Origin of the sequence: Pseudomonas oryzagri, assembly GCF_020831405.1 — a bacterium.
Lineage (GTDB): Bacteria > Pseudomonadota > Gammaproteobacteria > Pseudomonadales > Pseudomonadaceae > Geopseudomonas > Geopseudomonas oryzagri.
The window spans coordinates 164,728-182,059 of record NZ_JAJHPU010000017.1 but is presented as its reverse complement, the minus strand read 5'-3'; the positions used below and the strand labels follow the sequence as shown (position 1 = coordinate 182,059).

Here is a 17,332-nt window from a genome sequence, read left to right as displayed (position 1 = left end):
GACGCAAGGGGAGCAGACGATGGGAACCGTGGCAGTCATCCAGATGGTCAGTCAGGCCGACGTGGCCGGCAATCTCGTGCGCGCCAGGGCGCTGCTCGAGCACGCCGCGGCGAGTGGCGCGCGCCTGGCCGTGCTGCCGGAGAACTTCGCCGCCATGGGCCGCCGCGATCTCGCCGCCCTCGGCCGCGCCGAGGCCGCTGGCGAGGGGCCGCTGCTGCCGTGGCTGCGGGCCACCGCGCGCGAATTGGGATTGTGGATAGTCGCCGGCACCCTGCCGCTGCTGGCGGCCGGGCAGCGCGATGGCAAGCCGCATGCCTGTTCGTTGCTGATCGACAGCGATGGGCAGATCGCCGCGCGCTACGACAAGCTGCACCTGTTCGACGTCGAGGTGAATGACCACCGCGGCAGCTACCGCGAGTCCGACGACTTCGCCCACGGCGAGCATCTGGTGCTGGCCGATACCCCGGTCGGCCGTCTGGGCCTGACCGTCTGCTACGACCTGCGCTTCGCCGAGCTGTACAGCGCGCTGCGCGAGGCCGGCGCCGAACTGATCAGCGCACCTTCGGCGTTCACCGCGGTGACCGGCGCCGCGCACTGGGAAATCCTGGTGCGCGCGCGGGCCATCGAGACCCAATGCTATCTGCTGGCCGCCAACCAGGGCGGTCAGCATCCGGGGCCGCGGGAGACCTTCGGCCATTCGCTGATCGTCGATCCCTGGGGTGAGCCGCTGGCCCGCGAGCCGCGCGGCGAGGCCGTGCTGCTGGCGCATATCGATCGCCCGGCACAGGCGGCCATCCGTCAGCGCATGCCGGTCAGCGCCCACCGCCGTCTGCGCCCGGGGGCGCTGCAATCTTCGACCAAGGAGCACTCATGAAAACCCTGTCTTCCGTCAGCGACCAGCTGCTGATTCCCGGCGGCCTCGCCCTGGAGCGCCTGCCGGCGCTGCTCGGCGAGCTGGCCGGCCCCGGCATCGACGCCGCCGACCTGTACTTCCAGAGCCAGGTGTCCGAGTCCTGGTTGCTCGAGGACGGCATCGTCAAGGAGGGCAGCTTCCACCTCGACCAGGGCGTCGGCGTGCGTGCCCAGTCCGGCGAGAAGACCGGTTTCGCCTACAGCAACAGCATCGAGGAGCACGCCCTGCGCGAGGCGGTGGGTGCCGCCCGCTCGATCGCCCGCGCCGGCCAGCAGGGGCGCGTGCAGACCCCGGCGGTGCAGGTGCCGACCCGGCTGTACGCGGGCGACAATCCCCTGGAGGTGATCAGCCGGGCGGAGAAGGTCGAACTGCTCAAGCGTATCGACCAGGCCACCCGTGCCCTCGATCCGCGCATCACCCGAGTCACCGTGAGCCTGGCCGGCACCTGGGAGCAGGTGCTGGTGGCCGCCGTCGACGGCAGCCTGGGCGCCGACGTGCGTCCGCTGGTGCGCTTCAACGTCAGCGTGATCGTCGAGCAGGGCGGCCGCCGCGAGCGCGGCGCCCACGGCGGCGGCGGACGCACCGACTATCGCTACTTTCTCGAGCACGACCGCGCCATGGACTACGCCCGCGAGGCGGTGCGCCAGGCGCTGGTCAACCTGGAGGCGGTGCCGGCGCCGGCCGGCAGCCTGCCTGTGGTGCTCGGCAACGGCTGGAGCGGGGTGCTGCTGCACGAGGCGGTCGGCCATGGCCTGGAGGGTGACTTCAACCGCAAGGGCAGCTCGGCCTACAGCGGCCGGGTCGGCCAGCAGGTGGCCTCCAGCCTGTGCACCATCGTCGACGACGGCACCCTGCCGGGCCGGCGCGGCTCGCTGAGCCTGGACGACGAGGGCACGCCGACCCAGTGCACCACGCTGATCGAGAAGGGCGTGCTGCGCGGCTACATGCAGGACAAGCTGAACGCCCGACTGATGGGCGTGAACCCGACCGGCAACGGCCGCCGCGAATCCTACGCGCACCTACCGATGCCGCGGATGACCAACACCTACATGCTGGCCGGGGAGAGCGATCCGGAGGAGATCATCCGCTCGGTGAAGCGCGGCCTGTACTGCGCGAGCCTTGGCGGCGGCCAGGTGGACATCACCAGCGGCAAGTTCGTGTTCTCCACCAGCGAGGCCTACCTCATCGAGGACGGCCGCATCACCGCGCCGGTGAAAGGCGCCACCCTGATCGGCAACGGCCCGGAGGCGATGAGCCGGGTGTCGATGGTCGGCAACGACCTGGCGCTGGACAGCGGCGTGGGCACTTGCGGCAAGGACGGCCAGTCGGTGCCGGTGGGCGTCGGCCAGCCGACCCTGAAGATCGAGGCGATCACCGTCGGCGGGACCGGCGGGTGAGGGCCGGAATGTGCCGGGTAGGGTGGACAACTCGCGCAGCGATTGCCCACCAAGTCAGGCCGGGCAGTCGGTAGAAAGTGATGTGTGCAGAGCCTGTTCACGCTCTTGCGAGCTAGAGCCAGGCGAGGCGAAAGCGGTTGAGGAAGCGGAGTTTACTGGCTGTAAATGAGCATGACTCGCTCCGCTCGCCCCTCCGGGGCCGCCCTTGCGGATGTTCAGTGGCAAACCACTGTCCGAACTGCTTTCAACGACGCCTGGCCGACGCGCAGCTGATCGTGGAAAGGCTCTCAGCGCAGGCCGCGCTTGATCTCGTCGAGTTCGCGCAGGTACTTGAACACCTTGCGCGCGGCGGCCGGCGGCTTGTTGTGCGCGGCCTCGTGCTGGGCGTGGCGAATCAGCTGACGCAGGTGCTGCAGGTCGGCCTCGGGATATTCGCCGAGCAGCGCCTCCAGGTCGCTGTCGGTGCCGCCGACCAGACGGTCGCGCCAGCGCTCGAGGGCGTGGAAGCGCTCGTTGTACTGGCGGGTGGAGGTGTCCATCTGGTCCAGCAGCTGGGTGATGGCCTCGAGGTCCTGGGTGCGCATCAGCTTGCCGATGTACTGGATATGGCGTTTGCGCGCCGCGTGCGCCTTGTGCTTGGGCGCCTCGATCAGGGCCTTGAGCAGAGCGTCGGAGAGCGGCAGGCGCTCGAGCTGCTCGGGTTTGAGCGTGGTCAGGCGCTCGCCCAGATCCTGCAGGGCGTGCAGCTCGCGCTTGACCTGGGATTTGCTCTTCTCTCCGGAGAAGTCGTCGTCGAATTGTTCAGACATGGGGCGGGTCCGCTGGGAAACGCCGCATGATAACCACTCAGGGGCCGCTTGTCCGGCCCGGCCGGCACGCCGGCGGGAAAACAGGAGCAGGACATGAGTTCAGCCGTGGAAAGCGTGGGGCCGCAGGCCCTGCCGGGTTTGCAGGAGCAGGTCGAGGCGATCCTCGCCGAAGCACGCCGCCAGGGCGCCACCGACTGCGAGGTGGCGGTATCGCTGGAGCAGGGGCTGTCCACCAGCGTGCGTCAGGGCGAGGTGGAGACGGTGGAGTTCAACCGCGACCGCGGCTTCGGCATCACCCTCTATCTCGGCCAGCGCAAGGGCTCGGCGAGCACCTCGGCGCAAGGCGAGGAGGCTATTCGCGAGACGGTAGCGGCGGCGCTGGCCATCGCCCGGCATGCCTCCGAGGACGACTGCGCGGGGCTGGCCGATGCCGCGCTGATGGCCCGCGAGCTGCCGGATCTCGACCTCTACCATCCCTGGGCGATCAGTCCGGAGCAGGCCATCGAACAGGCGCTGGCCGCCGAGGCGGCGGCCTTCGCCTTCGATCCGCGGGTGACCAAGGCCGACGGTACCACCCTCAACACCCACGTGGGTTGCCGGGTGTACGCCAACAGCCGCGGCTTCGCCGGCGGCTACGCCTCCAGTCGACACAGCCTGAGCTGCGTGATGATCGCCGAAGGCGAAGGACAGATGCAGCGCGATTACTGGTACGACGTCAGTCGCATCGGCAGCCAGCTGGCCAGTCCCGCGGCGATCGGCCGGCGCGCCGCCGAGCGGGCGGTGGCGCGCCTGGGCGCGCGACCGGTGCCGACCTGCGAGGTGCCGGTGCTATTCGCCGCCGAGCTGGCGACCGGGGTGTTCGGCCATTTCCTCGCGGCGATCTCCGGCGGCAACCTGTATCGCAAGGCGTCCTTCCTCGAGGGCGCGCTGGGCCAGCAGCTGTTCCCGGAGTGGCTAACCCTCGACGAACGCCCGCACCTGCCGCGCGGCATGGGCAGCGCCAGCTTCGACGGCGACGGTCTGGCCACCTACGCCAAGCCGTTCGTCGAGGCGGGCAAGCTGGTGTCCTACGCGTTGGGCACCTATTCCGGGCGCAAGCTCGGCATGCCGAGCACGGCCAACGCCGGCGGGGTGCACAACCTGTTCGTCAGCCACGGCAGCGAGGACCAGGCGGCGCTGATCCGCCGCATGGACCGTGGCCTGCTAGTCACCGAGCTGATGGGGCAGGGGCTCAATCTGGTCACCGGCGACTATTCGCGCGGCGCCGCCGGCTTCTGGGTGGAAAACGGAGTGATCCAGTTCCCGGTGCAGGAGGTGACCGTCGCCGGCAATCTGCGCGATATGTTCCAGAATATCGTGGCGGTGGGCAGCGACGTGGAAACCCGCGGCAACGTGCGTAGCGGTTCGTTGCTGATCGGTCGGATGACCGTCGGCGGCAGCTGACCGGGGGACCTCGCAGGGTGGAGGACTCGCGCGTAGCGATCTTCCACCGGGAAGGCCTCTTCGAGGCGCCTCTCGACCTCGCCCGATATACAAGGCTACGCCGTTGCCTGACCTACGTGGATCTTGAACAGAGGGGAGGGCGAGCCGCCGTGCGCATCAGGATTGCGGCGGCCCCCAGGCGGATTATTCGCCTTCGTCGAAGTAGTTGTTGATCAGCTCGAGCAGGGCCGCCAGGGCTTCCTGCTCCTGCTCGCCCTCGGTGCACAGGTGCAGCGAGGTGCCCTTGCCGGCGGCCAGCATCATCACCGACATGATGCTCTTGCCGTCCACCAGGCTGTTCGCCGAACGGCCGACCCGAACCTGACAGGGATAACGGCCGGCCACGCCGACGAACTTGGCGGCGGCGCGGGCGTGCAGGCCGAGCTTGTTGATGATGGTGACGTCGCAGGCTGGCATCGCGGGGGGATCTGTCCTTCTCGTTATTTGAGCTCGCGGTGGCGGATCTGCACGTTGCCGAGGGTTTCGCGCAGGCTGGCGCCCAGGCGCTCGGCGAGGTACACCGAGCGGTGCTGGCCCCCGGTGCAGCCGATGGCCACGGTGACGTAGGCGCGGTTGCTGGCGGCAAAGCGCGGCAGCCACTTGTTCAGGTAGGTGAAGATGTCCTGATACATCTCCTCAACCACCGGCTGGCTGGCAAGGTAGTCGCGCACTTCGGCCTCGAGGCCGCTGTGCTCGCGCAGGTCCGGCTTCCAGTAGGGATTGGGCAGGCAGCGCACGTCGAACACCAGGTCGGCGTCCACCGGCATACCGCGCTTGAAGCCGAAGGATTCGATCAGGAAAGCGGTGCCGGCGTCGGGCTGATCCAGCAGGCGCAGCTTGATGGTGTCGGCCAGCTGGTACAGGTTGAGATTGGCAGTGTCGATCTTCAGGTCGGCGAGGTCGGCGATGGGGCCGAGCAGCTGATTCTCGTCGTCGATTGCCTCGACCAGCGAGCGGGTCGGTGAGGTCAGGGGGTGACGCCGGCGAGTTTCCGAAAAGCGCTTGAGCAGGGTGGAATTGTCGGCGTCGAGATACAGCACATTGCACTGGATATTGTGCTGGCGCAGCTGCTCGAGCAGCTCGGGGAAGCGTTTGAGCTGGCTGGGCAGGTTGCGCGCATCGATCGAGACGGCCACCTGCGGCTGGCTCAGTTCGGTGTGCAGCAGGGCGCGCTCGGCGAGGTCCGGCAGCAGGCTGGCCGGCAGGTTGTCGATGCAGTAGAAACCGTTGTCCTCGAGCACGGCCAGGGCCGTGCTTTTACCCGATCCGGAGCGACCGCTGACGATGACCAGGCGCATGGCTCAGCGCCCGTCCACGGTATCGAGCACTACCTGGTACAGGTCGAAACCGTCCTTGGCGCGGCGCAGGCGCTCGCGTACGTCGGCGCGGTCGAGCAGGCCGGCGATCTGGCGCAGCAGTTCGAGGTGTTCTTCGGTGGCGGCTTCCGGCACCAGCAGGACGAACAGCAGGTCCACCGGTGCGCCGTCGAGGGCGTCGAAGTCCACCGGCGCCTCCAGGCGCAGCAGGGCGCTCACCGGTACCGAGCAGCCGGCCAGGCGGCAGTGGGGGATGGCGATGCCATTGCCGAAGCCGGTGGAGCCGAGTTTTTCGCGGGCCACCAGGCTTTCGAAGATGTCATGTGCGTCGAGCCCGGGAATGTCCCGGGCTACGAGGTTGGCGATCTGTTCGAGAACGCGTTTCTTGCTGCCTCCCGGCACGTTCACCTGGGAACGGCCGGGGGTCAGGATATGCTCTAGTCGAATCATCGGAAAATGATCAGCGGGCGGTGGCGCCCTGTTCGCGTTCGATCTGCTTTTCCTTGTGCTTGATCAGCTGACGGTCCAGTTTGTCAGCCAGCAGGTCGATGGCGGCGTACATGTCTTCGTGCTCGGCGTTGGCGACCACTTCGCCGCCGGCAACGTGCAGCGTCGCTTCGATTTTCTGCTTCAGTTTTTCCACCTGCATGATCACCTGAACGTTGGTGATGCGGTCGAAATGGCGAGCCAGACGCTCGAACTTCTCATTCACGTAGTTGCGCAGAGTGTCGGTAACTTCCAGGTGTTGGCCACTGATATTGACTTGCATACCGCTTCTCCTTATTACCCGCGTTGCTGACGGGTTGCCCCGTCATCGAAAAACTGTGTTCGCGATCAGTCGTTACACCAGTCGCTTGCGCTCGCTCGAGGGCGCAATGCCGAGGGATTCCCGGTACTTGGCAATTGTCCGGCGGGCCACCTGAATCCCCTGCTCTTCCAGTAAACCAGCGATCTTGCTGTCACTCAACGGCTTTTTCGGATTTTCCGCCGCCACCAGTTTCTTGATGATGGCGCGGATCGCCGTCGACGAACATTCACCGCCTTCGGCAGTGCTGACATGGCTGGAGAAGAAGTACTTGAGTTCGTAGATGCCGCGCGGGGTGTGCATGTACTTCTGCGTGGTGACCCGCGAGATGGTCGACTCGTGCATGCCCACCGCCTCGGCGATGTCGTGCAGCACCAGCGGCTTCATCGCCTCCTCGCCGTACTCGAGGAAGCCACGCTGCAGCTCGACGATCTGGGTGGCGACCTTCATCAGCGTCTCGTTGCGGCTGAGCAGGCTCTTGATGAACCAGCGCGCCTCCTGTAGCTGATTGCGCATGTAGGTGTTGTCGGCGCTGGAGTCGGCGCGGCGCACCAAGCCGGCGTAGTGCGGGTTGACGCGCAGGCGCGGCATGGCGTCGGGGTTGAGCTCGACCAGCCAGCGCTCGTTGTCCTTGCGCACGATCACGTCGGGAACCACGTATTCGGCTTCGCTGGCCTCGATCTGCGCGCCGGGGCGCGGATTGAGGCGCTGGATCAGCTCGGCGATCTGGCGCAGCTCGTCTTCCTTGACCCGCAGGCGACGCATCAGCTGGCTGTAGTCGCGATTGCCGAGCAGGTCGAGGTGCTCGCGCACCACGCGGCGTGCTTCCTCCAGCCAGGGCGTGTCGGCGGGCAGCTGGTTGAGCTGCAGCAGCAGGCATTCGCTGAGATCGCGGGCGCCGATGCCCAGCGGCTCGAACTGCTGCACGCGATGCAGGACCATCTCCACTTCGTCCAGCTCGATGTCGAGCTCGGGATCGAGGGAGGCGAGGATGTCTTCGAGGCTTTCCTCGAGATAGCCGTCGCTGTTGATGGCGTCGATGATCGACATGGCGATCAGCCGGTCGTTGTCGCTCATCGGGGTCAGGTTGAGCTGCCAGAGCAGGTGGCTCTGCAGGCTCTCGCCGGAGGAGGTACGCGCGGTGAAGTCCCACTCGTCGTCCTCGCTGCTCGGCAGGCTGCTGGCGCTGGTCTGGTAGATGTCCTCCCAGGCGGTGTCCACCGGCAACTCGCTGGGGATGCGTTCTTCCCACTGGCCCTCGTCGAGACTGTCGGGGTCGCGTTCGACGCTGACGCTGGTTTCCAGCCCGCCCGCGCCGTGGGAGGCGTCGCCTTCGGCCAGCGGATCGCCACTGTCGAAATCTTCGCCGTCTTCCTGGCGTTCGAGCATCGGGTTGGAATCGAGGGCTTCCTGGATTTCCTGCTGCAGGTCGAGGGTCGACAACTGGAGCAGCCGAATGGCCTGTTGCAGCTGCGGGGTCATCGTCAGCTGCTGGCCCATCTTGAGGACTAGCGAGTGTTTCATGGCTGGGGAGTTGGCACCTTGGGATCTGCCAGCGCCTGTGCGCTGTCCGCTGCTGGACGCCGGGGCGTCGCATTTAGCAAGTTATATGCCCGATTTTTGTGGGTTTGCCTAGGCTTGACAGCGGGTGGAAAAGGCGCCGTAGGCGGGCCGGAGAGGGCCCGGCCGAGGAGGGGCCGCCGGTGGTACGGGGCAGGCGGCGATTTAGAGGCGGAACTCGTGGCCGAGGTAGACGTCCTTGACCAGCTCGTTGGCGAGAATGCTCTCGGCGTCGCCTTCGGCGATCAGTTGGCCGGCGTTGACGATGTAGGCCGTCTCGCAGATGTCCAGGGTCTCGCGCACGTTGTGGTCGGTGATCAGCACGCCGATACCGCGGCTCTTGAGGTGGTGGATGATGTGCTTGATGTCGCCCACCGAGATCGGGTCGACGCCGGCGAAGGGCTCGTCGAGGAGGATGAACTTGGGATCGCTGGCCAGGGCGCGGGCGATCTCCACGCGGCGGCGCTCGCCGCCCGACAGGCTCATACCGAGGTTGTCGCGGATGTGGCTGATGTGGAACTCCTGCAGCAGGCTCTCCAGCGCTTCGCGGCGGCCGGCGCGATCGAGATCCTTGCGCGTCTCGAGGATGGCCATGATGTTGTGGGCCACCGTCAGCTTGCGGAAGATCGAGGCCTCCTGCGGCAGGTAGCCGATGCCCGCGCGGGCGCGGCCGTGCATGGGCAGGTGGGTGACGTCCTGGTCGTCGATCAGCACGCGCCCCTGGTCGGCGTGCACCAGGCCGACGATCATGTAGAAGCAGGTGGTCTTGCCGGCACCGTTGGGGCCGAGCAGGCCGACGATCTGCCCGCTGTCGATCGACAGGCTGACGTCGCGCACCACGGCGCGGCCCTTGTAGCTCTTGGCCAGGTGCTGGGCGATCAGGGTGCTCATTGGGGGGGCTGCTCCGGCTCGGCCTTCTTGCGCGGCTGGATCACCATGTCGATGCGCGGGCGCGGCTTGGTCACGTTGCTGCCGGTGGCTCGGCCGGCGTTGACGATCTGCCGCTGGGTGTCATAGACGATCTTCTCGCCCTCGAAGGTATTGCCTTCCTGGACCACCTTGGCCTGGTCGATCAGCACGATGCGCTCGTTGACCGCGAAGTACTGGATGGTCAGGCCATAGGCCTTGACCACCTGCTTGTCGGCTGCCGGCTGCTGCTCGTAGTAGGCCGGGGTGCCGACGGCGGTGAACACCTCAATATCGCCCTTGGCGTCCTGGGTGATGGTCACAGTGTCGCCGGTGATCTTCAGGGTGCCCTGGGTGATCACCACGCCGCCGCGGTACACGGCCACGCCCTTGGCGTCGTCGAGCTCGGCGCTGTCGGCCTGCACGCGGATCGGCTGGTCGCGGTCGGTGGGCAGGGCCCAGGCGGGGGCGCCTGCCAGCAGGATGCCGAGGCCGAAGAGGAGGGGAAGGGAATTAGCGAACCTCATGCTGTCCTCGCACGTTGGATTTCAGGAGCATCCGGCTTTCGTTGAGATAGGCCTGCATGCCGGTGGCCGTGGTGATGCCGTTGGCCGCTTCGATGCGCACGGGCTGGGCCGTCTCGGCGTATTCCCGTTCGGGGAACACGCTGAGGCGGCTGGTGGTGAGAATAGTCGGGCGGCCCTTGGCGTCGGTACGTGCCACGCGCACGGCGTCGATCAGGTCGACCTGGGCGCCGCCGGGCGACACCTCGCCGCGACTGCTTTGCACATGCCAAGGATAGGTACTGCCCCGGTACAGCAGCAGGTCGGGCCGGCTCAGCAGGGTGATGTCGCTGCTGCGCAGGTGCTCGACGCGCTCCGCGGTTAGCTTGTAGTGCAGCTTGCCGTCCGGTTGGAACTGCACGGTGCGGGCGTTTTCCACGTAGAAATCGATGGCGCCTTCGGCCGCGGGGGCGGTCGACTGCTCCATGAAGCTTTCCGGGCGGATGTTCCAGTAGCCGATGGCCGCCAGCAGGGCGGCGGCGAGCGGCAGGAAGATGCGCAGTGTGCGATTCATCGATGTTCCGTTACAGGTAGGCGGCCTGGGCCGCCTCCAGGGTGCCCTGGGCACGCATGATCAGTTCGCAGAACTCGCGGGCGGCGCCTTCGCCGCCGCGAGCCTGGGTCACGCCGGCGGCATGCTGGCGGACGAAGGCGTCGGCGCTGGCCACCGCCATGCCGAGACCGACCCGGCGGATCACCGGCAGGTCGGGCAGGTCGTCGCCCAGGTAGGCGACCTGCGCGTATGAGAGTCCCAGTTCGGCCAGCAGTTCATCGAGCACCGCCAGTTTGTCCTCGCGCCCCTGCACCAGATGCTCGATGCCGAGGTTGTTCGCGCGACGCTCGACCACCGCGGAGGTGCGTCCGCTGATGATGGCGGTGCGCACCCCGGAGGCAATCAGCATCTTGATGCCGTGGCCGTCCAGGGTGTTGAAGGTCTTGAACTCGCCGCCCTCGGGCAGGAAATACAGTTTTCCGTCGGTCAGTACGCCGTCGACGTCGAATATTGCCAGGCGGATTGCGCCGGCGCGTTGCAGCAGGTCTCCATTCATCACATTACTCCGGCGCGCAGCAGGTCGTGCATGTTCAGCGCGCCAATGGCGCGCTGCTCGGCATCGATCACCACCAGGGCGCTGATGCGGTTGTCTTCCATGATCTTCAGCGCCTCGGCGGCGAGCATGTCGGGGCGGGCGGTCTTGCCGCCGGCGGTCATCAGCGCGTCGATGGTCGCGCTGCGCACGTCGACGCCACGATCCAAGGCGCGGCGCAGGTCGCCGTCGGTGAAGATGCCGGCCAGACGGCCGTCGTCGTCGCGCACCACGGTCATGCCCAGGCCCTTGCGGGTCATCTCCAGCAGCGCTTCGCGCAGCGGCGTGCCACGCTGCACCTGCGGCAGGCCGTCGCCGCTGTGCATGATGTTCTCGACCTTGAGCAGCAGGCGCCGTCCCAGCGCGCCGCCCGGGTGGGAGAAGGCGAAGTCCTCGGCGGTGAAGCCGCGCGCTTCCAGCAGGGCGATGGCCAGGGCGTCGCCGAGCACCAGCGAGACGGTGGTCGAGGAGGTCGGCGCCAGATTCAGCGGGCAGGCTTCCTGGGCGACGCTGGCGTCCAGATTGACGACGGCGGCGCGGGCCAGCGGCGAATCGGGGTTGCCGGTCATGCTGATCAGGGTGATGCCCAGGCGCTTGATCAGCGGCAGCAGGGTGACGATCTCGGCGGTGGAACCGGAGTTGGACAACGCCAGCACCACGTCGTCGCGGGTGATCATGCCCATGTCGCCATGGCTGGCTTCGGCCGGGTGAACGAAGAAGGCGGTGGTGCCGGTGCTGGCCAGGGTGGCGGCGATCTTGCGGCCGACGTGGCCGGACTTGCCCATGCCGACCACCACCACGCGGCCCTTGCAGGCCAGCAGCAGTTCGCAGGCATGGACGAAGTCGCCGTTGATGCGCGCCAGGAGGTCGTTCACCGCGTCCAGCTCGAGGCGGATGGTGCGCTGGGCGGACTGGAGGAAGGTCGGCGTCTGGGGCATGGGCTGACAGGCTGGCTTGGAGAAGCGAAAGAGTATACCGACAAAGTGCCGACGGCTCATCATCTGCGCTCGAACGGCCGGCGCGTCGCTTGGGCGCGTTGGGAGGCCGGTGCTATAGTACGCGGCTATTCGGCCATCGGTTGCAGGCGCGTCGGCATTGCGCGCGTGCACTGCATGGAAGGCCGACCAGCAAGGAGTTCCGATGACTAGCGACAACGCGTTTGCCGTCGAACTGAAAGGGGTCACTTTCAGGCGCGGTACGCGCACCATCTTCGACAAGGTCGATCTGGCCATCCCGCGCGGCAAGGTTACCGGCATCATGGGGCCCTCGGGGTGCGGCAAGACCACCCTGTTGCGCCTGATCGGCGCCCAATTGCGCCCGGCCAGTGGCGCGGTGATCGTCAATGGCCAGAACCTGCCGGACCTCTCGCGCAGCGAACTGTTCGACATGCGCAAGCAGATGGGCGTGCTGTTCCAGAGCGGCGCACTGTTCACCGATCTCAACGTGTTCGAGAACGTCGCCTTCCCGCTGCGCGTACACACCAGCCTGCCGGAGGAGATGATCCGCGACATCGTGCTGATGAAGCTGCAGGCGGTCGGGTTGCGCGGCGCGGTCGAGCTGATGCCCGACGAGCTGTCGGGCGGCATGAAGCGCCGGGTGGCGCTGGCCCGTGCGATCGCCCTCGACCCGCAGATCCTCATGTACGACGAGCCGTTCGTCGGCCAGGACCCGATTGCCATGGGCGTGCTGGTGCGCTTGATCCGTCTGCTCAACGAGGCCCTTGGCCTGACCAGCATCGTGGTCTCGCACGATCTGGCCGAGACCGCCAGCATCGCCGACTACCTGTACGTGGTCGGCGACGCCCAGGTACTGGGGCAGGGGACCCCGGCCGAGCTGCTGGAGTCGGACAATCCGCGCATTCGCCAGTTCATGAAGGGGATCGCCGACGGACCGGTACCCTTCCATTTTCCTGCGCCGGATTACCGCCGCGATCTGCTGGGGGGAGCCTGATGCGCAAGACCTCACCCATCGAGCGCGTGCGCCTGATCGGTCGCTCCGGCCTGGACGTGCTCGAGTCGCTCGGCCGTTCCGCGCTGTTCCTCGGGCACGCGCTGTTCGGTCGCAATGGCGCCGGCAGCTTCATGCAGCTGCTGGTCAAGCAGCTGTATGCGGTCGGCGTGCTGTCGCTGGCGATCATCGTCGTTTCCGGCATCTTCATCGGCATGGTGCTGGCGCTGCAGGGCTACAACATCCTGGTCGACTTCGCCTCCGAGGAGGCGGTCGGCCAGATGGTGGCGCTGACCCTGCTGCGCGAGCTGGGGCCGGTGGTCACCGCCCTCTTGTTCGCCGGGCGCGCCGGCTCGGCGCTGACCGCCGAGATCGGCAACATGAAGTCCACCGAGCAGCTGTCCAGTCTGGAGATGATCGGCGTCGATCCGCTCAAGTACATCATCGCCCCGCGGCTGTGGGCGGGCTTCATTTCCATGCCGCTGCTGTCGGCGATCTTCACCGTGGTCGGCATCTGGGGCGGTGCCTGGGTCGCGGTGGACTGGCTGGGCGTCTACGACGGCTCCTACTGGGGCAACATGCAGCGTAGCGTCGAGTTTCGTGGCGACGTGCTCAACGGTGTCATCAAGAGCCTGGTGTTCGCCGTGGTGGTGACCTGGATCGCGGTGTTCCAGGGCTACGACTGCGAGCCGACCTCCGAAGGCATCAGTCGCGCCACCACCCGCACCGTGGTCTATGCCTCGCTGGCCGTGCTCGGCCTCGACTTCATCCTTACTGCTCTGATGTTTGGAGACTTCTGATGCAATCGCGTTCTCTGGAAATCGGCGTCGGCCTGTTCCTGTTGATCGGCCTGCTGGCCCTGCTGCTGCTGGCCCTGCGGGTCAGCGGCTTGACCATCGGCTCGGCCCAGGACACCTATCGCATCTACGCCTATTTCGACAACACCGCCGGGGTGAGCTCGCGCGCCAAGGTGACCATGGCTGGCGTGACCATCGGCAAGGTGGTGGCGGTCGATCTGGATCGCGATACCTACATGGGGCGTGTGACGATGGAACTCGACAAGCGCGTCGACAATCTACCTGTGGACTCCACCGCATCGATCCTCACCGCCGGTCTGCTCGGCGAGAAATACATCGGCATCAGCGTCGGTGGCGAAGAGAAGATGCTGGCCGATGGTGGAGTGATCCGCGACACCCAGTCGGCGTTGGTGCTGGAAGATCTGATCGGCAAGTTCCTGCTCAACTCCGTCAACAAAGAACCCGCTAAGCAATAAAGGACATTCGTCATGCTCAAGATTTTGCGTCGCAGTCTGCTGGTGCTGCTGGCCTGTCTGCCCTTCGCCGGCCATGCCGCGGCCACTCCCCAGCAGGTGGTGCAGGCCACCACCGACAAGGTGATCGGGGAGCTGAACAGCAAGCGCGAGCAGTTCAGGAAGGACCCGGAGGCCTTCTATCAGACGCTCAACGGCATTCTCGATCCGGTGATCGACTTCGAGGGCTTCGCCCGCGGAGTGATGACCGTGCGCTACAGCCGCGAAGCTTCGCCGGCGCAGATGCAGGCCTTCCAGGACAGCTTCAAGCGCAGCCTGGTGAAGTTCTATGGCGGCGCCCTGCTCGAATACGACAACCAGGAGATCCGCATGCTGCCGGCGGTGCCGTCCAGCGAGCCGGGGCGCGCCGCGGTGAACGTCGAAGTGGTCGGTCGCACCGGCGCCATCTACCCGGTGACCTACACCATGGAGCAGAAGGATGGCACCTGGAAAGTGCGCAACGTGATCATCAACGGCATCAACGTCGGCAAGCTGTTCCGCGATCAGTTCGCCGAATCGATGCGCAACAACGGCAACGATCTGGACAAGGTCATCGCCACCTGGGGTGACGCCGTGGCCCGTGCCCAGCAGTCCACCGATGTGAAGGCTGGCCAGCAATGAGCCAAGGCGCGCTGCGCGAGGGGCAGTCCGGCACTCTGGTGCTCGAGGGGGTGATAGACATGCATGTGGGCGCCGAGCTGCGCGCCACCGGCCGCCGCCTGCTCGCCGCCAGCAGCGGCCGCGACGTCTGGCTCGACTGCGCCGCCGTGACCCAGAGCAGCAGCGTCGGTCTGTCGCTGCTGCTGTGCCTGCTGCGCGATGCCCGCGCCACCGGCAAGAACCTGCAGATCCGCAACCTGCCCGACGACCTGCGCCAGGTCGCCGAGGTCTACGGCCTGCTCGAGCTGTTGCCGCTGGCCGGCTGAGCCATCGCCCTGTCCGCCGGTACGGCGGGCAGGGTTCGCAGGGCAGGGGCTTTTTTGTATGATGGCCGGCCCCGTGCCGGTTCCCCACTGTGAGGTTGAGTTATGCAGGCTGAAGACGTCAAACGCCATCTCGAAGCAAATCTGCCCGGCACCCGCGTGGAAGTCGAAGGTCAGGGTTGCGACTTCCAGCTGAACCTGATCAGCGACGAGCTCGCCGCACTCAGCCCGGTCAAGCGCCAGCAACAGATCTATGCCCATCTCAACGACTGGATCGCCACCGGCAGTATCCACGCCGTAACCATGAAATTCTTCACCCAGGCTGCCTGGGCCGAGCGCGCCTGAGCGTTCGAGACCCGAGATTCCCAATGGATAAACTGATCATTTCCGGTGGTGCCCCGCTCGACGGGGAAATCCGCATTTCCGGCGCGAAGAACTCGGCGCTGCCGATCCTCGCCGCCACCCTGCTGGCCGACGAGCCGGTCACCGTGCGCAACCTGCCGCACCTGCACGACATCACCACCATGATCGAACTGTTCGGCCGCATGGGCGTACAGCCGGTGATCAACGAGAAGCTCGACGTCGAGGTGGATTCCACCACCATCAAGACCCTGGTGGCGCCCTACGAGCTGGTCAAGACCATGCGCGCCTCGATCCTGGTGCTCGGCCCGATGGTCGCCCGCTTCGGTCAGGCCGAGGTCGCCCTGCCCGGTGGCTGCGCCATCGGCACCCGTCCGGTCGACCTGCACATCCGCGGCCTCGAGGCCATGGGCGCGATCATCGAGGTGGAAGGCGGCTACATCAAGGCACGCGCCCCCGAGGGCGGCCTGCGCGGTGCGCACTTCTGCTTCGATACCGTCAGCGTCACCGGTACCGAGAACATCCTGATGGCCGCCACCCTGGCCAACGGCCGCAGCGTGATCGAGAACGCCGCGCGCGAGCCGGAAGTGGTCGACCTGGCCAACATGCTGATCGCCATGGGTGCGCGCATCCAGGGCGCCGGCACCTCGACCATCGTCGTCGAGGGTGTCAAGCGCCTGGGCGGCACCAGCTACGCGGTGATGCCCGACCGTATCGAGACCGGCACCTTCCTGGTGGCGGCTGCCGCCAGCCGTGGCCGGGTCAAGCTCAAGGATACCGATCCGACCATCCTCGAGGCCGTGCTGCTCAAGCTGCAGGAAGCCGGTGCCACCATCACCACCGGCAACGACTGGATCGAGCTGGACATGCATGGCAAGCGGCCGAAGGCGGTCAACGTGCGTACCGCACCGTACCCGGCGTTCCCCACCGACATGCAGGCGCAGTTCATCGCCATGAACGCGGTGGCCGAAGGCACCGGCACGGTGATCGAGACCATCTTCGAGAACCGCTTCATGCACGTGCTGGAAATGCAGCGCATGGGCGCGCATGTGCAGATCGAGGGCAATACCGCCATCGTCACCGGCGTGCCGCGTCTGAAGGCCGCTCCCGTGATGGCCACCGATCTGCGCGCCTCGGCCAGTCTGGTGATCGCCGCGCTGGTCGCCGACGGCGACACGCTGATCGACCGCATCTACCACATCGACCGTGGCTACGAGTGCATCGAGGAGAAGCTGCAGCTCCTCGGCGCCAAGATCCGCCGCGTGCCGGGCTAGGGACAAGTCATGCTGACCATCGCGCTGTCCAAGGGCCGCATCCTCGACGACACCCTGCCGTTGCTCGCCGAGGCCGGCATCGTGCCGACCGAGAATCCGGACAAGAGCCGCAAGCTGATCATTCCGACCAGCCAGGAAGACGTACGCCTGCTGATCGTGCGCGCCACCGACGTGCCGACCTACGTCGAGCACGGCGCCGCCGATCTCGGCGTGGCCGGCAAGGATGTGCTGCTCGAGTATGGCGGCCAGGGCCTGTACGAGCCGCTGGACCTGCAGATCGCCCGCTGCAAGCTGATGACCGCCGGCAAGGTCGGCGCGCCGGAGCCCAAGGGGCGTCTGCGCGTGGCCACCAAGTTCGTCAACGTGGCCAAGCGCTACTACGCCGAGCAGGGCCGCCAGGTCGACATCATCAAGCTGTACGGCTCCATGGAGCTGGCGCCGCTGGTGGGACTGGCCGACAAGATCATCGACGTGGTCGACACCGGCAACACCCTGCGCGCCAACGGTCTGGAGCCGCAGGAGCTGATCTGCCAGGTCAGCTCGCGGCTGATCGTCAACAAGGCGTCGATGAAGATGCAGCACGCGCGCATCCAGGCGCTGATCGACACCCTGCGCGCGGCCGTCGAATCGCGATGACCGCCAGGGATGGCGGAAGTGCCGAAAATGCAGAAGCATTTTTCGGC

General features: G+C 66.7%; 22 protein-coding genes. 11 read left to right on the top strand and 11 right to left on the bottom strand.

The genetic code is table 11. The annotated features are described in order from the left end of the window. The first annotated feature begins 19 nt into the window (after nucleotides 1-19). Entirely contained in the window at nucleotides 20-874 is an 855-nt protein-coding gene (locus tag LMJ29_RS06070; RefSeq protein WP_229604617.1) for a carbon-nitrogen hydrolase family protein, read from the top strand. Continuing rightward, nucleotides 871-2,310: a metalloprotease TldD gene (gene tldD, locus LMJ29_RS06065; RefSeq protein WP_229604616.1), complete on the top strand. Its 1,440-nt coding sequence runs from the start codon at nucleotides 871-873 to the stop codon at nucleotides 2,308-2,310. The genes LMJ29_RS06070 and tldD overlap by 4 nt, the downstream gene beginning before the upstream one ends. Before the next feature lie 287 nt (nucleotides 2,311-2,597). On the opposite strand, the gene yjgA is transcribed toward tldD, so the two are convergent. After that, nucleotides 2,598-3,119, bottom strand: coding sequence for a ribosome biogenesis factor YjgA (gene yjgA, locus LMJ29_RS06060; protein ID WP_319942212.1), 522 nt, complete (start codon nucleotides 3,117-3,119; stop codon nucleotides 2,598-2,600). 93 nt (nucleotides 3,120-3,212) lie between these two features. On the opposite strand from yjgA, the gene pmbA reads away from it, so the two are divergent. Next, the gene (pmbA, locus tag LMJ29_RS06055; protein WP_229604615.1) at nucleotides 3,213-4,562 is read left to right on the top strand and encodes a metalloprotease PmbA; all 1,350 of its coding nucleotides are present in this window, start codon (nucleotides 3,213-3,215) and stop codon (nucleotides 4,560-4,562) included. A gap of 183 nt (nucleotides 4,563-4,745) precedes the next feature. Here the strand turns inward: pmbA and LMJ29_RS06050 are convergent, their stop codons facing one another. The 10 genes from LMJ29_RS06050 to LMJ29_RS06005 form a co-directional block, all read right to left on the bottom strand. Beyond that, nucleotides 4,746-5,018, bottom strand: coding sequence for an HPr family phosphocarrier protein (locus LMJ29_RS06050; protein WP_229604614.1), 273 nt, complete (start codon nucleotides 5,016-5,018; stop codon nucleotides 4,746-4,748). 23 nt (nucleotides 5,019-5,041) lie between these two features. Beyond that, a complete protein-coding gene (gene rapZ, locus LMJ29_RS06045; protein WP_229604613.1) occupies nucleotides 5,042-5,899 on the bottom strand; it encodes an RNase adapter RapZ in 858 nt (285 codons plus the stop codon). Between the two features lie 3 nt (nucleotides 5,900-5,902). Then, nucleotides 5,903-6,367, bottom strand: a complete 465-nt coding sequence (gene ptsN, locus LMJ29_RS06040) for a PTS IIA-like nitrogen regulatory protein PtsN (RefSeq protein WP_229604612.1) — start codon at nucleotides 6,365-6,367, stop codon at nucleotides 5,903-5,905. A 10-nt stretch (nucleotides 6,368-6,377) separates the two neighbouring features. Then, nucleotides 6,378-6,686, bottom strand: a complete 309-nt coding sequence (gene hpf / locus LMJ29_RS06035; RefSeq protein ID WP_229604611.1) for a ribosome hibernation-promoting factor, HPF/YfiA family — start codon at nucleotides 6,684-6,686, stop codon at nucleotides 6,378-6,380. A gap of 72 nt (nucleotides 6,687-6,758) precedes the next feature. After that, a complete protein-coding gene (locus tag LMJ29_RS06030; protein ID WP_229604610.1) occupies nucleotides 6,759-8,246 on the bottom strand; it encodes an RNA polymerase factor sigma-54 in 1,488 nt (495 codons plus the stop codon). 201 nt (nucleotides 8,247-8,447) lie between these two features. Then, nucleotides 8,448-9,173 carry an LPS export ABC transporter ATP-binding protein gene (lptB, locus tag LMJ29_RS06025; protein WP_229604609.1) on the bottom strand — a complete coding sequence of 242 codons (726 nt, stop codon included), beginning with the start codon at nucleotides 9,171-9,173 and terminating at the stop codon, nucleotides 8,448-8,450. Continuing rightward, entirely contained in the window at nucleotides 9,170-9,715 is a 546-nt protein-coding gene (gene lptA, locus LMJ29_RS06020) for a lipopolysaccharide transport periplasmic protein LptA (protein ID WP_229604608.1), read from the bottom strand. The genes lptB and lptA overlap by 4 nt, the downstream gene beginning before the upstream one ends. Then, the gene (gene lptC, locus LMJ29_RS06015) at nucleotides 9,702-10,265 is read right to left on the bottom strand and encodes an LPS export ABC transporter periplasmic protein LptC (protein WP_229604607.1); all 564 of its coding nucleotides are present in this window, start codon (nucleotides 10,263-10,265) and stop codon (nucleotides 9,702-9,704) included. The genes lptA and lptC overlap by 14 nt, the downstream gene beginning before the upstream one ends. A gap of 10 nt (nucleotides 10,266-10,275) precedes the next feature. Next, nucleotides 10,276-10,800 carry a KdsC family phosphatase gene (locus LMJ29_RS06010; RefSeq protein WP_229604606.1) on the bottom strand — a complete coding sequence of 175 codons (525 nt, stop codon included), beginning with the start codon at nucleotides 10,798-10,800 and terminating at the stop codon, nucleotides 10,276-10,278. Then, nucleotides 10,800-11,774: a KpsF/GutQ family sugar-phosphate isomerase gene (locus LMJ29_RS06005; RefSeq protein WP_229604605.1), complete on the bottom strand. Its 975-nt coding sequence runs from the start codon at nucleotides 11,772-11,774 to the stop codon at nucleotides 10,800-10,802. Before LMJ29_RS06005 ends, LMJ29_RS06010 begins: the two co-directional genes overlap by 1 nt. Nucleotides 11,775-11,976: 202 nt before the next feature. Between LMJ29_RS06005 and LMJ29_RS06000 the strand changes: the two genes are divergently transcribed. From LMJ29_RS06000 to hisG, 8 genes are all read left to right on the top strand, one after another. Further along, on the top strand, nucleotides 11,977-12,786 hold the full coding sequence (locus LMJ29_RS06000) for an ATP-binding cassette domain-containing protein (protein ID WP_229604604.1): 810 nt from the start codon (nucleotides 11,977-11,979) through the stop codon (nucleotides 12,784-12,786). Then, complete coding sequence (gene mlaE, locus LMJ29_RS05995) at nucleotides 12,786-13,583, top strand: lipid asymmetry maintenance ABC transporter permease subunit MlaE (protein WP_229604603.1); 798 nt, start codon at nucleotides 12,786-12,788, stop codon at nucleotides 13,581-13,583. The genes LMJ29_RS06000 and mlaE overlap by 1 nt, the downstream gene beginning before the upstream one ends. After that, nucleotides 13,583-14,056 carry an outer membrane lipid asymmetry maintenance protein MlaD gene (mlaD, locus tag LMJ29_RS05990; protein WP_229604602.1) on the top strand — a complete coding sequence of 158 codons (474 nt, stop codon included), beginning with the start codon at nucleotides 13,583-13,585 and terminating at the stop codon, nucleotides 14,054-14,056. The genes mlaE and mlaD overlap by 1 nt, the downstream gene beginning before the upstream one ends. A gap of 12 nt (nucleotides 14,057-14,068) precedes the next feature. After that, nucleotides 14,069-14,713: an MlaC/ttg2D family ABC transporter substrate-binding protein gene (locus LMJ29_RS05985; RefSeq protein ID WP_229604601.1), complete on the top strand. Its 645-nt coding sequence runs from the start codon at nucleotides 14,069-14,071 to the stop codon at nucleotides 14,711-14,713. Next, complete coding sequence (locus LMJ29_RS05980; RefSeq protein WP_229604600.1) at nucleotides 14,710-15,018, top strand: STAS domain-containing protein; 309 nt, start codon at nucleotides 14,710-14,712, stop codon at nucleotides 15,016-15,018. Before LMJ29_RS05985 ends, LMJ29_RS05980 begins: the two co-directional genes overlap by 4 nt. A 102-nt stretch (nucleotides 15,019-15,120) precedes the next feature. Further along, nucleotides 15,121-15,360, top strand: coding sequence for a BolA family protein (locus LMJ29_RS05975; protein ID WP_229604599.1), 240 nt, complete (start codon nucleotides 15,121-15,123; stop codon nucleotides 15,358-15,360). A gap of 23 nt (nucleotides 15,361-15,383) precedes the next feature. Continuing rightward, complete coding sequence (murA, locus tag LMJ29_RS05970; protein ID WP_229604598.1) at nucleotides 15,384-16,649, top strand: UDP-N-acetylglucosamine 1-carboxyvinyltransferase; 1,266 nt, start codon at nucleotides 15,384-15,386, stop codon at nucleotides 16,647-16,649. 9 nt (nucleotides 16,650-16,658) lie between these two features. Continuing rightward, a complete protein-coding gene (hisG, locus tag LMJ29_RS05965; RefSeq protein ID WP_229604597.1) occupies nucleotides 16,659-17,285 on the top strand; it encodes an ATP phosphoribosyltransferase in 627 nt (208 codons plus the stop codon). Nucleotides 17,286-17,332 lie beyond the last annotated feature (47 nt).

Bases quoted from the DNA above. Each gene is read 5' to 3' on its own strand.
- yjgA (WP_319942212.1), bottom strand. From the start codon at position 3,119: ATGTCTGAACAATTCGACGACGACTTCTCCGGAGAGAAGAGCAAATCC.
- LMJ29_RS06000 (WP_229604604.1), top strand. From the start codon at position 11,977: ATGACTAGCGACAACGCGTTTGCCGTCGAACTGAAAGGGGTCACTTTC.
- LMJ29_RS06070 (WP_229604617.1), top strand. From the start codon at position 20: ATGGGAACCGTGGCAGTCATCCAGATGGTCAGTCAGGCCGACGTGGCC.
- murA (WP_229604598.1), top strand. From the start codon at position 15,384: ATGGATAAACTGATCATTTCCGGTGGTGCCCCGCTCGACGGGGAAATC.
- mlaD (WP_229604602.1), top strand. From the start codon at position 13,583: ATGCAATCGCGTTCTCTGGAAATCGGCGTCGGCCTGTTCCTGTTGATC.
- LMJ29_RS05975 (WP_229604599.1), top strand. From the start codon at position 15,121: ATGCAGGCTGAAGACGTCAAACGCCATCTCGAAGCAAATCTGCCCGGC.
- mlaE (WP_229604603.1), top strand. From the start codon at position 12,786: ATGCGCAAGACCTCACCCATCGAGCGCGTGCGCCTGATCGGTCGCTCC.
- tldD (WP_229604616.1), top strand. From the start codon at position 871: ATGAAAACCCTGTCTTCCGTCAGCGACCAGCTGCTGATTCCCGGCGGC.
- LMJ29_RS06050 (WP_229604614.1), bottom strand. From the start codon at position 5,018: ATGCCAGCCTGCGACGTCACCATCATCAACAAGCTCGGCCTGCACGCC.
- hpf (WP_229604611.1), bottom strand. From the start codon at position 6,686: ATGCAAGTCAATATCAGTGGCCAACACCTGGAAGTTACCGACACTCTG.
- LMJ29_RS06030 (WP_229604610.1), bottom strand. From the start codon at position 8,246: ATGAAACACTCGCTAGTCCTCAAGATGGGCCAGCAGCTGACGATGACC.
- hisG (WP_229604597.1), top strand. From the start codon at position 16,659: ATGCTGACCATCGCGCTGTCCAAGGGCCGCATCCTCGACGACACCCTG.
- LMJ29_RS05985 (WP_229604601.1), top strand. From the start codon at position 14,069: ATGCTCAAGATTTTGCGTCGCAGTCTGCTGGTGCTGCTGGCCTGTCTG.
- LMJ29_RS06010 (WP_229604606.1), bottom strand. From the start codon at position 10,800: ATGAATGGAGACCTGCTGCAACGCGCCGGCGCAATCCGCCTGGCAATA.
- ptsN (WP_229604612.1), bottom strand. From the start codon at position 6,367: ATGATTCGACTAGAGCATATCCTGACCCCCGGCCGTTCCCAGGTGAAC.
- lptB (WP_229604609.1), bottom strand. From the start codon at position 9,173: ATGAGCACCCTGATCGCCCAGCACCTGGCCAAGAGCTACAAGGGCCGC.
- pmbA (WP_229604615.1), top strand. From the start codon at position 3,213: ATGAGTTCAGCCGTGGAAAGCGTGGGGCCGCAGGCCCTGCCGGGTTTG.
- LMJ29_RS06005 (WP_229604605.1), bottom strand. From the start codon at position 11,774: ATGCCCCAGACGCCGACCTTCCTCCAGTCCGCCCAGCGCACCATCCGC.
- LMJ29_RS05980 (WP_229604600.1), top strand. From the start codon at position 14,710: ATGAGCCAAGGCGCGCTGCGCGAGGGGCAGTCCGGCACTCTGGTGCTC.
- lptA (WP_229604608.1), bottom strand. From the start codon at position 9,715: ATGAGGTTCGCTAATTCCCTTCCCCTCCTCTTCGGCCTCGGCATCCTG.
- lptC (WP_229604607.1), bottom strand. From the start codon at position 10,265: ATGAATCGCACACTGCGCATCTTCCTGCCGCTCGCCGCCGCCCTGCTG.
- rapZ (WP_229604613.1), bottom strand. From the start codon at position 5,899: ATGCGCCTGGTCATCGTCAGCGGTCGCTCCGGATCGGGTAAAAGCACG.